The sequence below is a fragment of the Nostoc sp. genome, from assembly GCF_036917515.1.
Taxonomy (GTDB): domain Bacteria; phylum Cyanobacteriota; class Cyanobacteriia; order Cyanobacteriales; family Nostocaceae; genus Nostoc.
Window position 1 is genome coordinate 1 of sequence record NZ_JBALDE010000242.1, and the last position, 17,262, is coordinate 17,262.

The 17,262-nt window shown below is 44.4% G+C and carries 7 protein-coding genes and 1 pseudogene; 7 read left to right on the plus strand and 1 reads right to left on the minus strand.

Annotation, left to right across the window (positions count from 1 at the left end):
• Positions 1 to 131: 131 nt before the first annotated feature.
• Positions 132 to 248, minus strand: a pseudogene (locus tag V7K89_RS31345) (IS701 family transposase); the annotation flags it as partial.
• A 146-nt stretch (positions 249 to 394) separates the two neighbouring features.
• On the opposite strand from V7K89_RS31345, the gene V7K89_RS31350 reads away from it, so the two are divergent.
• From V7K89_RS31350 to V7K89_RS31380, 7 genes are all read left to right on the plus strand, one after another.
• On the plus strand, positions 395 to 1,777 hold the full coding sequence (locus tag V7K89_RS31350; RefSeq protein ID WP_335194335.1) for an HlyD family efflux transporter periplasmic adaptor subunit: 1,383 nt from the start codon (positions 395 to 397) through the stop codon (positions 1,775 to 1,777).
• A gap of 117 nt (positions 1,778 to 1,894) precedes the next feature.
• Entirely contained in the window at positions 1,895 to 5,101 is a 3,207-nt protein-coding gene (locus V7K89_RS31355) for a two-partner secretion domain-containing protein (protein WP_335194337.1), read from the plus strand.
• Between the two features lie 54 nt (positions 5,102 to 5,155).
• Complete coding sequence (locus tag V7K89_RS31360; protein ID WP_335194339.1) at positions 5,156 to 7,738, plus strand: CHAT domain-containing protein; 2,583 nt, start codon at positions 5,156 to 5,158, stop codon at positions 7,736 to 7,738.
• A gap of 130 nt (positions 7,739 to 7,868) precedes the next feature.
• Positions 7,869 to 8,075 carry a hypothetical protein gene (locus V7K89_RS31365; protein WP_335194341.1) on the plus strand — a complete coding sequence of 69 codons (207 nt, stop codon included), beginning with the start codon at positions 7,869 to 7,871 and terminating at the stop codon, positions 8,073 to 8,075.
• Between the two features lie 137 nt (positions 8,076 to 8,212).
• Positions 8,213 to 12,316, plus strand: coding sequence for a two-partner secretion domain-containing protein (locus tag V7K89_RS31370; protein ID WP_335194343.1), 4,104 nt, complete (start codon positions 8,213 to 8,215; stop codon positions 12,314 to 12,316).
• 136 nt (positions 12,317 to 12,452) lie between these two features.
• Positions 12,453 to 12,713, plus strand: coding sequence for a hypothetical protein (locus V7K89_RS31375; RefSeq protein ID WP_335194345.1), 261 nt, complete (start codon positions 12,453 to 12,455; stop codon positions 12,711 to 12,713).
• 149 nt (positions 12,714 to 12,862) lie between these two features.
• Complete coding sequence (locus V7K89_RS31380) at positions 12,863 to 17,242, plus strand: two-partner secretion domain-containing protein (protein ID WP_335194347.1); 4,380 nt, start codon at positions 12,863 to 12,865, stop codon at positions 17,240 to 17,242.
• Positions 17,243 to 17,262: the final 20 nt, after the last annotated feature.

A 17,262-nucleotide genomic window follows, 5' to 3' on the forward strand; every position in this document is an offset into this window, starting at 1 on the left:
ATGAATGATTTTCGGGCGAGTCCAATCAGTTTTCCTATTGCTAGTTGAATAAGATTGCTGTTTTTTCTTTACCCAAAGTAACAAAAGAGGGATTAAACCCGATGGCGGAATGTCTAGATTTTGGACTAGAAATCTTCCATTATCTCTGTCAAACGGTTGCAACCTGGGTATTTTGATTCTGCTAGTAACAACAGAGTGTAAGTGTTGAGGTCACAATGCGCTGTGTATGGTTTAGTAGTAGTTCTAATAGTCCCAACCTGCTGATAGAGATGACGTAAATTATCCGTCTTTCAAGTCCCTACAAACTAGCGTAAGCTAGCAAAAAGCGTAGGCATCGCCTGTTTTGTCTAAAACTATTGTCTGTCTAATTTGTCAAGACGTAAGTTCAATCATCATGGTTAGCTATTCCAACTCAGATTACCTGCCCCCCATTCAAGACAACGAGTTTCTCCCGCCACTTGGTAGTTGGACTACTTTGGGCGGACTAGTTCTTGTCTTTGTTGTGGGGCTAGCCATTTCACTTGCTTCTGTTACCAAATATAAAGTGACAGTTAAAGGACAAGCTGTCGTCCGTCCTGCTGGTGAATTGCGGATTGTTCAAACTGCCACAGAGGGTCAGGTGATGCGCATCTTTATTGCAGAGAATCAAGTTGTCAAAAAAGGGGATGTTATTGCCACTATTGACAACTCGAAGCTGCAAACCAAAAAGAGCCAACTGCAAAGTAGCATTGGGCAAAGTCGTTTACAACTCTTTCAAATCAACGCCCAAATTAATGCCATTAATACCCAGGTTTTAGCTGAAACTAAGCGCATCAACCAGGTTATTGCTGGTGCTGAATCTGAATTAAGCGGTCGCAGTCGGGACTATCAAGATAAACTTATTACTACCGCTACTGATGTCGAAGAAGCAGATGCCAATGTCAAAGCTGCGGATGCTAGTCTGAAAGCAGCCCAGTCAAAGCGAAATCGTTATGAGAGTGTAGCCAAAGCCGGAGCCTTGTCTCAAGATCAATTTGAGGAAGCACAACTAGCAGTTCGCCAGCAAGAACAAGCTCTCCAGGCAGCTAAAGCCAAATTGCAAAATGTCCAAACTGCTCTTAATCCTAGTAATGCACAAGTAGCGATCGCTTCTCAACGCATTGCCCAAGAAAAAGCTACAGGTCAAGCTAGCATTGCGACTTTAGATAAAGAACGCCTTGCTCTAATCCAGCAACGAATTGAAATCCAAAAACAGCTAGAGCGCGACACCCGCGAACTTCAACAAGTAAATATCGACCTCAGCCAAACTGTGATTACAGCCACAGCAGACGGGATCGTTTCTAAATTAAATCTGCGAAACTCCGGTCAAACTGTGCCTTCTGGAGAGCAGATTGCCCAAATTGTCCCCAGTGATGCTCCCTTAGAGATTAAGGCAGCAGTAGCACTTCAAGATAAAAATAAGTTGAAACAAGGCCAAAAGGTACAAATGCGGGTTTCTGCCTGTCCTTATCCAGATTATGGTACTCTCAAAGGCAAGGTTAAGACGATTTCCCCAGATGCAATCGCACCTCAAGGGAATGCTGCTAATGCCACCGACACTACATCTGCCAACCAAAAGATGGCAGCCGTTGGTGCGTTCTATGGGGTAACAATTGAGCCAGAAAGCCTTTCTCTAGGTAGGGACAAACACCTGTGTGCGCTGCAATTGGGAATGGAAGGTACAGTTGATATTATTTCTAGAGAAGAGACTGTGATGCAATTCTTTCTGAGGAAGGCAAGGTTGATTGCAGACATTTAGGGCGATCGCAGTGTAACTATTTGTAACTATTTCTTGCAATCCTACCGTGGGTTTTCTATCTATCCTTATAAGAGGGTGTAGTTTACTTGCTGGTTATCTAAGGTTGCAATGTTAAGAATGAAGCGATGCAGGCCGCGTTGGCGCTGGAAATTCGCACTGGTAAGTTGGTTGGTGATGGGTAGTGCGATCGGCGAAGCTGTATTGCAGACATTTGCTTTCTCTGTTAATTGCGCTTTTGCCCAAATTACCCCCGATAGCACTCTACCCAATAATTCTCGTGTTACAACACAAGACAACATCAGAATCATTGAAGGGGGAACCCAAGCTGGAAGCAATTTGTTCCACAGTTTTCAGGAGTTTTCTGTCCCCACCAATAGCGGGGCTTACTTTAATAATACTGTTGACATCCAGAACATTATTAGCAGAATAACGGGTAGATCGGTTTCTAACATTGATGGGTTAATTGCCACTAATGGTACAGCTAACCTGTTTCTAATTAATCCCAATGGGATTATTTTTGGTGCAAATGCCAGTTTAAATGTTGGTGGTTCATTTGTGACGAGTACAGCGAACGCACTGCAATTTGGAAACCGAGGATTTTTTAGCGCTACCGATCAAAATATCCCTTCACCATTGTTGACTATTAATCCTTCAGCATTGCTGTTTAATCAGATTAATCAAAACGCAGCGATTCAAAATAACTCAGTTGCATTCGCAGGAAGAGATCCAGCAGGCTTTAATGCATTTGGTTTACGAGTACCAGATGGTAAGAGTTTACTGCTGGTGGGTGGGAATGTCAGTATTGATGCCGGAGAATTAAATGCTAATGGTGGACGAGTTGAGTTAGGAGGGTTGGCCGAAGCTGGTACTGTAGCGCTGAGTGTAGATGGCGATAATCTCAGCTTAAGATTTCCTGAGAATGTTGCGAAAACTTCGGTATCCCTTACTAATCAGGCTGCGATATACGTAGAAGGGACTGGTGGCGGTGATATTGTAGTCAATGCAAAGAATATAGAGATATTGGGAGGGAGTTTTTTAAGCGGTGGTATTGGGGTAGGTTTGGGAACACCTGAAACTGTTGCAGGAGATATTATGCTGAATGCTACCGGGTCAATCAAAGTTGCTGGCACTGCGAGTAGTGTTAACAATCTGGTGCGCTTGGAGTCACAAGGCAATGGGGGTAACATTACTATCGATTCTGGTTCTTTGTCGTTACAAAATAACGCCCTACTTCAAGCTTCAACTTATGGACAAGGGAATGCGGGGAATTTGGCAGTGCGGGTACGAGATGCAGTTGACCTTGAAAGCGGTGACATCTTCAGCACGGTGGAAGCAGGAGGTGTCGGTAAGGGAGGTAATATCGACATCAATGCTGCAACCCTGTCATTAAAAGATGTCGCTCAACTGCAAACCCTTACTCGTGGTGCATCTGCAACAGCGCCAGAAGGACGGGGGGATGCTGGGAATGTCAATGTTAATGTCACTGGCGCTATTGATATTGCTGGAGAGAAAAATGGTTTTGTTACTGGGATTAGCAGCAGTGTGCAAACAGGGACAGTTGGTAATGGGGGTAACATTACCATTAATTCTGGTTCCTTTTCGTTACGAGATGGCGCTCAACTTGCTACCTTAACTTCTGGACAAGGGAATGCAGGGAATGTGACAGTGCAGGCACGAGATGCTGTTTCCCTCGCAGATGCTAGCATCCTCAGCACAGTAGAAGCTTCTGGTGTAGGTAAAGGAGGCAATATCGACATCAATGCTGCAACCCTGTCACTTACTGATGGCGCTCAACTGACAACCATTACTCGTGGTGCATCTGATAGCCAGCCAGCAGGACAGGGGAATGCGGGGAATGTCAATGTTAATGTTACTGGCGCTATTGATATTGCTGGAGAGAAAAATGGTTTTGTTAGTTTGATTAGTAGCTTTGTGAGTACGGGGACAATTGGTAATGCGGGTAACATTACTATCGATTCTGGTTCTTTGTCATTACGCGATCGCGCTCAACTTGCAGCCTCAACCCTTGGACAAGGGAATGCGGGGAATGTGACAGTGCAGGCACGAGATACTGTTTCCCTTCTTGCATCTGCTAGAATCCTCACTACAGTGGAATCAGGGGGTGTAGGTAAAGGAGGTAATATCGACATCAATGCTGCAACCCTGTCACTAAAAGATGGCGCTCAATTGCTAACTATTACTCGTGGTGCATCTGATACCCAGCCAGGAGGACAGGGAGATGCTGGGAATGTCAATGTTAAAGTTACTGGTGCCGTTGATATTGCTGGGGGGAAAAATATTTTTTCCAGTGGGATTCGTAGCCGAGTGCAAACGGGGACAGTTGGCAATGGAGGTAACATTACTATCGACTCTGGTTCATTCTCTCTAAGTGATGGCGCTCAACTTTCTGCCGAAACCTTTGCACAAGGGAATGCAGGCACAATAAAAGTTAATACTGCTGATTTTTTCACCATTTCTGGTAGCAGTTCAAGCTTTAATAGTGGCTTGTTAGTTTTCTCTGAAAGCCCGACGGGTACTGCTGGAGATATTATTGTCACCTCACCTAGAGTTACGCTAGATAACAGTGGCACACTCAACGCCGAATCTGCATCGGGTAACGGTGGCGACATCAATTTACAAACTGATTTACTCCTTCTGCGTCGTGGCGCTTCCATTTCCACTACCGCAGGCACAGCACAAGCTGGTGGTAATGGTGGTAACATCACTATCAATGCCCTGTCAGGCTTCATCGTTGCTGTCCCAAGCGAAGATAGCGACATCACTGCTAATGCTTACACAGGCAGTGGTGGGAGAGTAGATATTCAAGCTTTTGGTATCTATGGCATTCAACCCCGCTCTAACCCAACTCCTCTGAGTGACATTACCGCTAGTTCTGAGTTTGGTGTAAACGGCACTGTAGAACTCAACACACCCGACATCGACCCTAACAGTAGCTTAGTCAACTTACCAGCCGTACCAGTTGATAGCCGTGTAGCCCAAGGTTGTACTGCGGGTAGCTCTCAAGCGCAAAGCAAATTCATCATCACTGGACGCGGTGGCTTACCACCCAATCCGGGTGAAGCTCTCAGCGCTGATGCAGTGCAGGTAGATTTGGTGACTCTCAACCCAAAAGTAGGTAATATTCCAGCAGTTTCCACAAATCCGATTAACCCAACACCAGCTCGCATAGTAGAAGCTACTGGTTGGGTAATTGCTGCTAATGGCGATGTAATTCTCACTGGCTTTGCACCCACCGTCACGCCTCATTCTTCCTGGCAGAGGACAGCCGATTGCCGTGTGTTTAATCAAAGCCAGGGAGGTTGAGCAACTTACACTGTCTATTTTTAGTAAAAACGCGGTGCGAATGGGGGCAAAAACATGGCAAGAAAAAAATCTAGATTACGGAAAATCAAACGCTTTTTAAGTGTACTACTGCTTTTGGCTATATTCTTAAGCGCGGGGTTATTGCCGCCCACTTTCGCACATGTAACTGCGGAAAACTCAATTGTTCAAAGCTTGCCTGATGCTCAAAATTTGCTGGAACAAGGTAGTAAATTTTATCAAGCCGAACGATTTGCTGAAGCTGCTACTTCTTGGCAACAGTCTATCTCTGCATTCAAAGCTAATGAAGATGAACTGAGGCAAGCGATCGCACTGGGTAATCTCTCATTAGCTTATCAGCAACTAGGACAGTGGTCAGAGGCAGAAGGTGCGATCGCTCAAAGTCTCAACTTATTACAAACTGCTCAAAATATAGATACTAAAGAACAAATTATAGCCCAAGTCTTAGATATCAAAGGTCGCCTGCAATTAGCTCAAAGCAAAGCTGAAGATGCCCTGGATACTTGGCGAGTGTCACTTGACATTTATACCAAAATCGGCAATGAAAGGGCGGTTATTCAAAATCGGATTAACCAAGCGCAAGCTTTGCAAGCTTTAGGGTTTTATCGTCAAGCCGAGAAGACTTTAAGAGAAAGTACCCAGATTCTCCAAAGTCAACCCAACTCACCTGTTAAAGTCGCAGCCCTGCATAGTCTCGGTAATGTCGTGCAAGTCACTGGTGATTTAGAAACATCTCGACAGATATTACAGCAAAGTTTAGAAGTAGCTTCATCTTTGCCAGATAAAGAAGCGATCGCTGATATTTTCCTCAGTCTGGGTAATATAGCCCGTGTTCAACAAGACACGCAAACAGCGATAAAATATTATCAACAAACTATCAAAACTGCAACCTCACCCACTACACGCATCCAAGCTCAAGCTAATCAACTAAGACTGCTGCTGAAAACTGAGCAATTGGCAGCTTTCCAAACATTGTCCTCTCAAATTCAAACTCAGCTTAACGACTTACCCATTAGTCGGACAGCAATTTATGCTCGCATTAACTTTGCCCAAAGTCTAATCCAATTCCGAAAAAAAACCGCCGCAGACACTGCCTCATGGTTGGACATTGCCCAATTACTGGCAACTGCTATTGAGCAAGCAAAAAGTTTGCAAGATAAACGCACAGAATCTTATGCTATTGGTGTTTTAGGGCAAGTGTACGAACAAACCCAACAATGGTCTGATGCCCAAAACCTCACCCAACAAGCCTTGCTCATCGCTCAAGCTATTGATGCTAAGGACATTGGCTATCAATGGCAATGGCAACAAGGACGTTTGCTTAAAGCTAAGGGAGATATCAAAGGAGCAGTAGCAGCTTACACAGAAGCGGTTAATAACCTCCAAGCCCTCCGTAGTGATTTAGTTGCTGTCAATTCTGCGGTGAAATTTTCCTTTCGAGAGGAAGTTGAACCAGTTTATCGAGAGTTAGTGGATTTACTTTTGCAATCTCAGGGTAACTCCCAACTTAGCTCAGAAAATCTTGCAAAAGCTAGCAATACAATCGAATTACTCCAAATAGCAGAATTAGAAAACTTCTTTCGCAACAACTGTTTGAATGCTCAAATCCGTAATCCCAAAAAAGATCCAACGGCAGCAATTATTTATCCATTTATTTTGCCAGACCGACTAGAGGTGATCGTTGAGTTGCCTCAACAGCGTTGGTTGCACTACACTACCCCTGTAGTTAAAAAGGAAGTGGAAACTACTTTAGCACAACTACAGGAAAATCTACCCAAACCACAGACGCGACGACAGGTTCAATCTTTATCCCAGAAGGTTTACAAATGGCTGATTCAACCTGCTGAAGCTGCCTTAGCTGAAAGTAAAATTCCTACTTTGGTATTTGTGCTGGATGGCTGGTTGCGAAATATTCCGATGGCAGCTCTCTACGATGGCAAACAATATCTAGTTGAGAAGTATAACATTGCACTCACCCCTAGTCTGCAACTGATTGAACCCAAACCATTAGAGAAGAAATTAAAGGCAATAGTCGCAGGATTGAGTGAAGCAAGTTCGGGATTTTCTGCACTACCCAACGTCAAACTCGAATTAGAAGAAATCCGCTCTCAAGTCCCTAGCACCATCCTTCTGAATCAAGAATTTACCAGCAAAACTTTGCAGAACCGGATTAATTCTTTACCTTTCCCTATTGTTCATCTTGCAACTCATGGTCAGTTTAGCTCTAAAGCTGAGGAGACATTTATTGTCGCTTGGAATGAGCGTATTTATGTCAAAAAGTTAAATGAGTTAGTGCGAACGCTAGAACAAAATAGACCCGAAGCGATTGAATTGCTCATTCTTAGTGCCTGTCAAACAGCTGCTGGGGACGAACAAGCAGCACTGGGAATTGCTGGTGTCGCTTTTCAGGCAGGAGCACGCAGTACCATTGCTTCTTTGTGGAATTTGGATGATGAGTCTACTGCTGTGTTAATGAGTAAATTTTACCAAGAGTTAGCCAACAAAAACTTGACTAAAGCTGAAGTACTCCGTCGCGCCCAGCTCGCTCTTTTGCAAAATCCTAGATACCAACGTCCCATGTTTTGGGCCCCTTATGTTCTGCTAGGCAACTGCCTTTAAACCACTCTCATACCAATTTAAGTGGTAGGATTCAAGCTAGGAGTTGGAGTTAACTTTTTGTTTATTTACTTACGCAGATGCGATCGCATCAACTTACAATACCATTGTTTGAGTTAACAATACGATTGTTTTGCCTGACAATTCGATTGTATCGACTAACAATGCCATTGCATCGACTGACAATGCGATCGCATCGACTGACAATGCGATCACATCAACTTACAATGCCATTGCATCGACTGACAATGCGATCGCATCGACTAACAATTCGATTGTATTGGGTGACAATGCGATTGCATCGACTGATGAATTATGTTGTATAAATTTATGTAAATAAATTAGCAAGTTTTGCGTAAAACTAAGGCGATCACAACAGAGAATTATCCAGAGGTGACTGCAACCACTGTAAACCGACATTAGTGGTGTGAGATAACCAAAAGTTCCGCAACTGCTGTTTGCTTAAAAAGGGGTGCAATGTCCAAGATAAATATTCGTTGGGGCTGGTTTATCCCAATTGCAATATGTGGTTCAAGCATTGGGAATACAAATTGCGCTTTTGCTGAAATTATCCCGGATGGCACTTTGCCTAATAACTCTAGTGTCAAATTAGAAGGAAACAACAGCATCATTTCAGGAGGAACCCAAGCAGGTAGCAACTTGTTCCACAGCTTTCAGGAGTTTTCTGTCCCGATTAACGGCGCTGCTTTGTTTAATAATGCTGCGGATATTCAGAATATCATCAGTCGGGTAACGGGTGGGTCAGCTTCTAATATTAATGGGTTAATTGGCGCTAATGGTATAGCTAACGTGTTTCTAATTAATCCCAATGGAATTATATTTGGTCAGAATGCTCAATTAAATGTTGGTGGTTCTTTTGTGGCGAGTACAGCCAATGCATTGCAATTTGGAAATATCGGATTTTTTAGCGCGACACAGAAAAATATCCCTTCACCGTTGTTGACTATTAATCCTTCAGCATTGCTGTTTAATCAGATTCATCAAAACGCAGCAATTCAAAATAACTCAGTTGCATTTGCAGGAATTGATCCAACAGGCTTTTTTGATGTATTTGGTTTACGAGTACCAGATGGTAAAAGTTTACTGCTGGTCGGTGGGAATGTCAGTATGGATGGGGGAGAATTAAATGCTTTTGGTGGACGAGTTGAATTAGGAGGGTTGGCCCAAGCTGGTACTGTAGCGTTGGGTGTAAATGGTGATAATCTCAGCTTAAAATTTCCTGATAATGTTGCGCGAACTGAGGTATCCCTTACCAATCAAGCAGGTATATATGTAGAAGGCGCTGGTGGCGGTAACATTGCAGTCAATGCCTCTAATCTAGAGATATTGGCAGGAAGTATTTTAAGCGGCGGTATTGGGTCAGGTTTGGGGACATCTGAAACTGTTGCGGGAGATATTACCCTCAATGCTACCGGCGAAATCAAAGTTGCTGGCGGGAGCACAGTTGGTAATGTTGTAGGTTTGGGGTCACTTGGCAATGGGGGTAATATTACTATCGATTCTGGTTCATTCTCACTACAAGATGACGCTATCCTTGGTGCCTCAACTTTTGGACAAGGCAATGCAGGAAATGTGACAGTGAGTGCCAAAAATGCTGTTTCTGTTGCAGATGCTAGTATCTTCAGCACGGTGGAATCTGGGGGTATAGGTAAAGGTGGCAATATCAACATCAATGCTGCAACACTATCACTAATTGATAGCGCTCAACTGCTAACCCTAATTATTCGTCGTGCATCTACAACAGCGCCAGCAGGACAGGGCGATGCGGGGAATGTCAATATTAATGTTACTGGGTCAGTTAATATTGCTGGAGATAAAAACGGTTTGAAGAGTAAGATTAGTAGCTTGGTGGAAACGGGGACAGTTGGCAATGGGGGTAACATTACTATCGATTCTGGTTCATTCTCTCTAAGTGATGGCGCTCAACTTCAAGCCTCAACCCTTGGACAAGGCAATGCAGGGAATGTAACAGTGAGTGCCAAAAATGCTGTTTCTGTTGCAGATGCTGGTATCTTCAGCACGGTGGAATCTGGAGGTGTAGGTAAAGGTGGCAATATCAACATCAATGCTGCAACACTATCACTAATTGATGGCGCTCAACTGCTAACCGCTACTGCTCGTGCATCTGCAACAGCGCCAGCAGGACGGGGGGATGCCGGGAATGTCAATGTAAATGTTACTGGCGCTGTTGACATTGCTGGGGAGAATAACGGTTTATTCAGTGCGATTTTCAGCCGAGTGAATACGGGGACAGTTGGCAACGGGGGTAACATTACTATCGATTCTGGTTCTTTCTCTCTAAGTGATGGCGCTCGACTTCAAGCCTCAACTTCAGGACTTGGTAATGCAGGAAATGTGACAGTGAGTGCCAAAAATGCTGTTTCTATTGCAGATGCTGGCATCTTCAGCACGGTATCATCAGGGGGTGTAGGTAAAGGTGGCAATATTGATATCTCAGCTGCAACCTTATCACTAATTGATGGCGCTCAACTTACTGCCTCAACTTCAGGACTTGGTAATGCAGGGAATGTCAATGTAAATATTACTGGCGCTGTTGATATTGCTGGGGAGAATAACGGTTTATTCAGTGCGATTTTCAGTCGGGTAGAAACGGGGACAGTTGGCAATGGGGGTAACATTACTATCGATTCTGGTTCTTTCTCTCTAAGTGATGGTGCTCAACTTACTGCCTCAACCCTTGGACAAGGCAATGCAGGGAATGTGATAGTGAGTGCCAAAAATACAGTTGACCTTGCAGATGCTAGCATCCTCAGCACGGTGGAATCAGGGGGTGTTGGCAATGGGGGTAACATTACTATCGATTCTGGTTCTTTCTCGTTACAAGATGGCAGTGGACTTAGTGCCGAAACCCTTGGACAAGGAAATGCAGGGAATGTAACAGTGCGTGCACGAGATACTGTTTCTCTTGCAAATGCTTACATCTCCAGCACGGTGTCAGCAGGGGGTGTCGGTAATGGAGGCAATATCGACATCAATGCCGCAACACTATCATTAATTGATACTGCTCAACTACTAACCGTTACTCGTAGTGCATCTGCAACAGCGCCAGCAGGGCGAGGGAATGCAGGCAATGTCAACATTAATATTACTGGCGCTGTTAATATTGCTGGGGCAAAAAATAGATTACGCAGTGGGATTTTTAGCCGGACGGAAACGGGGACAGTTGGCAATGGTGGCAATATTACTATAGATTCTGGTTCTTTCTCTCTAAGTGATGGCGCTCAACTTGAAGCCTCAACTTCAGGACTTGGTAATGCGGGAAATGTAACATTGCGCGCACTTGATGCTGTTTTCCTTACAGGTGAGCCAACTGCTATCCTCAGCACGGTCGAACCAGGGGGGGCAGATAAGGGAGGCAATATCAACATCAATGCTGCGACACTTTCATTAGTTGATAGTGCTCAACTGGTAACCATTACTCGTGAAGCATCTGATACCGAGCCAGCAGGGCGGGGGAATGCGGGGAATGTCAATGTTAATGTTAGTGGGAAAGTTGATATTGCCGGGGAGAAAAACGGTTTTAGCAGTGGGATTTTCAGCTTGGTGGAAACGGGAACAGTTGGCAATGGGGGTAATATTACTATCGATTCTGGTTCTTTCTCGTTACGAGACGGTGGTATACTTACTGCCGAAACTTTTGGACAAGGGAATGCAGGCACAATTAAAGTTAATGCTGCTGCTAATGTCACCATTTCTGGCAAGAGTTCAGACATTAACAGTGGCTTGTTCGTGAACTCCCAAAGTACCACGGGTACTGCTGGAGATATTATTGTCACCTCACCTAGAGTTACCCTAGACAATGGTGGTAGACTCTTCGCCGAATCTGCATCAGGTAACGGTGGCAACATCAACTTACAAACTGATTTACTGCTTCTGCGTCGTGGCGCTCAAATCTCTACCACCGCAGGCACAGACAAAACTGGTGGTAATGGTGGCAACATCACCATCAATGCCCCGTTGGGCTTCATTGTTGCTGTCCCAAGCGAAGATAGCGACATCACTGCTAATGCTTACACAGGCAGTGGTGGCAGAGTCGATATTCAAGCCTTTGGTATCTTAGGCATTCAACCCCGCCCTAACCGAACTTCTGTTTCGGACATCACCGCTAGTTCTGAGTTTGGTGTAAGTGGCACTGTAGAACTTAACACACCTGATATTGACCCTAACAGTGGCTTAGTTAACTTGCCAACTGTACCAGTTGATACCGAAGTAGCACAGACTTGTCAAGCGGGTGGAAATTTAGCTAAAAGCAGTTTTACAATCACTGGACGCGGCGGTTTGCCTCCTAATCCAAGTGAAGCTCTTAACACAGATGCAGTGAAAGTAGATTTGGTGAGTCTCAATCCAAACCGTGATAACCGCAGTAGCTCATTTGTTCCCAGCAAAATAATTACCCCCGCACCAGAACCGATCATAGAAGCTACTGGTATGGTGCTAAACGAAAAAGGGGAAGTCGTTCTGAGAGCAAATCTTCCCACCACTACGCCCCATAGTCCTTGGTTGAAGCCTGCATCTTGTAGAGCAATTCGTAATTCGTAATTTAATAAAGTCAGATTGCAATCTGGTTTTTTGTCATCGAGCTGCAATGCCATTGTATCAACTGACAATGCGATTGTTTTGACTAACAATTCGATTGTATTGGCTGACAATGCGATTGTTTTGACTAACAATTCGATTGTATCGGCTGACAATGCGATCGCATAGGCTGACAATGCGATCGCATCGACTAACAATTCAATTGTATCGGCTGACAATGCGATTGTATTGGTTAACAATTCAATTGTATCGGCTGACAATGCGATCGCATCGACTGACAATTCAAATGTATTGGGTGACAATGCGATCGCATCGACTGACAATGCCATTGCATCGACTAACAATTCGATTGTATTGGGTGACAACGCCATTGCATCGACTGATGAATTATGTTGTATAAATTTATGTAAATAAATTAGCCAGTTTTGCGTAAAACTAAGGCGATCGCAACTGAGAATTATCCACAGGTGACTGCAATCACTGTAAACCCACATTAGTGGTGTGACATAACCAAAAGTTCTGCAACTGCTATTTGCTTAGAGGGGTGCAATGTCCAAGACAAGTATTCGTTGGGGCTGGTTTTTCAGAATTGCAATATGTGGTTCAAGCATTTGCAGTCCAAATTGCGCTTTTGCCCAAATTATCCCCGATGGCACTTTGCCTAATAACTCTAGTGTCAAATTAGAGGGGAACAACAGCATCATTTCAGGAGGAACCCAAGTAGGTGGCAACTTGTTCCACAGCTTTCGGGAATTTACTGTTCCGACTAACGGCGCTGCTTTGTTTAATAATAAAGTGGATATTCAAAATATTATCAGTCGGGTTACGGGTGGATCAGTTTCTAATATTAATGGGTTAATTGGCACAAAGGGCACAGCTAATTTATTTTTGATTAATCCCAATGGAATTGTATTTGGTGAGAATGCTCAATTAAATATTGGTGGTTCTTTTGTAGCGAGTACAGCAAATGCACTGCAATTTGGAAATCGAGGATTTTTTAGCGCTACTGAGAAAAATATCCCTTCACCGTTGTTGACTATTAATCCTTCAGCATTGCTGTTTAATCAGATTAATCAAAACGCAGCGATTCTAAATAACTCAGTTGCATTTGCAGGAATTGATCCAGCAGGCTTTAATGCATTTGGTTTACGAGTACCAGATGGTAAGAGTTTACTGCTGGTAGGTGGTAATGTCAGCATGAATAGGGGACAATTAAATGCTTATGGTGGACAAGTTGAGTTAGGAGGATTGAGCGAAGCTGGTACTGTAGCGCTGGGTGTAGATGGCAATAATCTCAGCTTGAGATTTCCTGAGTATGTAGCGCGAACTGAGGTATTCCTTAGCAATCAAGCAGGTATATATGTAGATGGCGCTGGTGGCGGTAATATTGCAGTCAATGCTAAGAATCTAGAGATATTGGGAGGAAGTATTTTAAGCGGTGGTATTGGGCAAGGTTTGGGAACACCTGAAACAATTGGGGGAGATATTACGCTGAATGCTACCGGGGAAATCAAAATCGCTGACGGGAGTGGTGTTTTTAATCTTGTGCGTTTGGGGTCACTTGGCAATGGGGGTAACATTACTATTGACTCTGGTTCATTCTCGTTACGTGATGGCGCTTTTTTTTCTGCCTTAACCCTTGGACAAGGGAATGCGGCAAATGTGACAGTGCGATCCCGAGATGCTGTTTCCCTAGCAGATGCTGCCATCTTCAGTACGGTGGAAGCTTCTGGCGTAGGTAAAGGTGGCAATATCGACATCAATGCTGCAACTCTCTCACTAACTGATAGCGCTGAACTTCAAGCCTCAACCTATGGACAAGGGAATGCGGGGAATGTGACAGTGAGTGCCAAAAATGTTGTTTCTCTTGCAAATAATGCTTACATCTTCAGTACAGTGGAAGCAGGGGGTGTAGGTAAAGGAGGCAATATCGATATTAATGCTGCAACCCTATCATTAATTGATGGCGCTCAACTGCTAACTCTAACTCGTGGTGCATCTGATACTCAGCCAGCAGGAAGGGGAGATGCAGGAAATGTCAATGTTAATGTTACTGGCGCTGTTAATATTGCTGGAGAGAAAAACGGTATTTTTAGTGCGATTCTCAGCAGTGTGCAAACGGGGACAGTTGGCAATGGGGGTAATATTACTATCGATTCTGGTTCCTTCTCTTTACGTAATGGCGCTCAAGTTGTCGCCTCAACATTGGGACAAGGCAATGCAGGGAATGTAACAGTGCGGGCACTTGATGCTGTTTCTCTTGCAGATGCTAGCATCCTCAGTACAGTGGAAGCAGGGGGTGTTGGTAAAGGAGGCAATATTGATATCAATGCTGCAACACTATCACTAATTGATGGCGGTCAACTGCAAACCGCTACTCGTCGTGCATCTGCAACAGCGCCAGCAGGACAGGGGGATGCAGGTAATGTCAATGTTAATGTTACAGGTATTGTTGATATTGCTGGAGAGAAAAATGGTTTTTTTAGTGCGATTTTCAGCCGGGTACAAAGTGGAGCAATTGGCAATGGGGGTAATATTACTATCGATTCTGCTTCTTTCTCGTTACATAATGGCGCTGTACTTGAAGCCTCAACTTTTGGACAAGGAAATGCGGGGAATGTGACAGTGAATGCACTTGATGCTGTTTCTCTTGCAGATGCTTTCATCCTCAGCACGGTGGAATCAGGGGGTGTAGGTAAGGGAGGTAATATTACTATCGATTCTGGTTTTTTGTCTTTACGTGATGGCGCTCAAGTTGCTGCCTCAACATTGGGACAAGGCAATGGGGGTAACATTACTATCGATTCTGGTTCCTTGTCTTTACGTGATGGCGCTGTACTTGAAGCCTCAACTTTCGGACAAGGAAATGCGGGGAATGTAACAGTGAGTGCAAAACATGATGTTTCCCTTGCAGCTGCTACCATTTTCAGCTCGGTGGAAGCAGGGGGTGTAGGTAAAGGAGGCAATATCGATATCTCAGCTGCAATACTATCACTAATTGATGGCGCTAGCCTACAAACCGATACTAGTAAAGCATCTGATACCCAGCCAGCAGGACGGGGAGATGCGGGGAATATCAATGTTAAAGTTACTGGGTCAGTTGATATTGCTGGAAAGAAAAATGGTTTTTTAAGTGGGATTTCCAGTCGGGTGGAAACTGGAACAATTGGCAATGGGGGTAACATTACTATCGATTCTGGTTCCTTCTCGTTACGTAATGGCGCTCAACTTGAAGCCTCAACTAGTAGACAAGGAAATGCGGGGAATGTGACAGTGAATGCACAAAATGCTGTAACTCTAGCTGATAATGCTTCTATCCTCAGCACGGTGGAAGCCGGAGGTATAGGTAAGGGAGGTAATATCGATATCTCCGCTGCAACACTATCACTAATTGATGGCGCCCAACTGACAACCGCTACTCGTAGTGCATTTGCTACCCAGCCAGCAGGACAGGGCGATGCAGGGAATGTCAATGTTAATGTAACTGATGTTGTTGATATTGTTGGGGAGAAAAAGGGTTTTTTAAGTGGGATTTTCAGTCGAATGGAAACTGGGACAGTTGGCAATGGAGGTAACATTACTATCGATTCTGGTTCCTTCTCTTTACGTAATGGCGCTCAACTTTCTGCCTTAACATTTGGACAAGGAAATGCGGGGAATGTGACAGTGCGGACACTTGATGCTGTTGACCTTGCAGATGCTACCATCCTCAGCACGGTGGAAGCCGGAAGTGTAGGTAAAGGTGGTAATATTGATATCAATGCTGCAACACTATCACTAATTGATGGCGCTCAACTGCTAACCCTAACTCGTGGTGCATCTGCAACAGCGCCAGCAGGACAGGGGGATGCGGGTAATGTCAATGTTAATGTTACAGGTATTGTTGATATTGCTGGAGAGAAAAACAGTTTTGCTAGTGGGATTCTCAGCTTTGTAGATACGGGGACGGTTGGCAATGGGGGTAACATTACTATCGATTCTGCTTCTTTCTCGTTACAAAATGGCGCTCGACTTAATGCCTCAACATTTGGACAAGGGAATGCAGGCACAATTAAAGTTAATGCTACTGCTCAAGTCACCATTTCTGGCAAGAGTTCAAACTTGAGCAGTGGGTTGTTCGTTTTCTCTGAAAGTCCGACAGGTACTGCTAAAGATATTATCGTCACCTCACCTAGAGTTACCCTAGACAACAGTGGCAGACTTGATGCCCAATCTGCATCGGGTAACGGTGGCAACATCAACTTACAAACTGATTTACTGCTTCTGCGTCGTGGTGCTTCCATTTCCACCACCGCAGGCACAGCAGAAGCTGGTGGTAATGGTGGCAACATCACCATCAATGCCCCGTCGGGCTTCATTGTTGCCGTTCCAAGCGAAGATAGCGACATCACTGCTAATGCTTACACAGGCAGTGGTGGCAGAGTCGATATTCAAGCCTTTGGTATCTTAGGCATTCAACCCCGCTCTAATCCGACTTCTGTTTCGGATATCACCGCTAGTTCTGAGTTTGGTGTAAGTGGCACTGTAGAACTTAATACACCTGATATTGACCCTAACAGTGGCTTAGTTAACTTGCCAACCGTACCAGTTGATACCTCTGTAGCACAGACTTGTCAAGCTGGTGGAAATTTAGCTAAAAGCAGTTTTACAATCACTGGACGCGGTGGCTTGCCTCCTAATCCAGGTGAAGCTCTTAACACTGATGCAGTGAAAGTAGATTTGGTGAGTCTCAATCCAAACCGTGATAAGCGCAGTAGCTCATTTGTTCCCAGCAAAATAACTACCCCCGCACCAGAACCGATCATAGAAGCTACTGGTATGGTGCTAAACGAAAAAGGGGAAGTCGTGCTGAGAGCAAATCTTCCCACCACTACGCCCCATAGTCCTTGGTTGAAGCCTGCATCTTGCAGAGCAATTCATAATTTGTAATTCGTAATTTAATAAAGTCA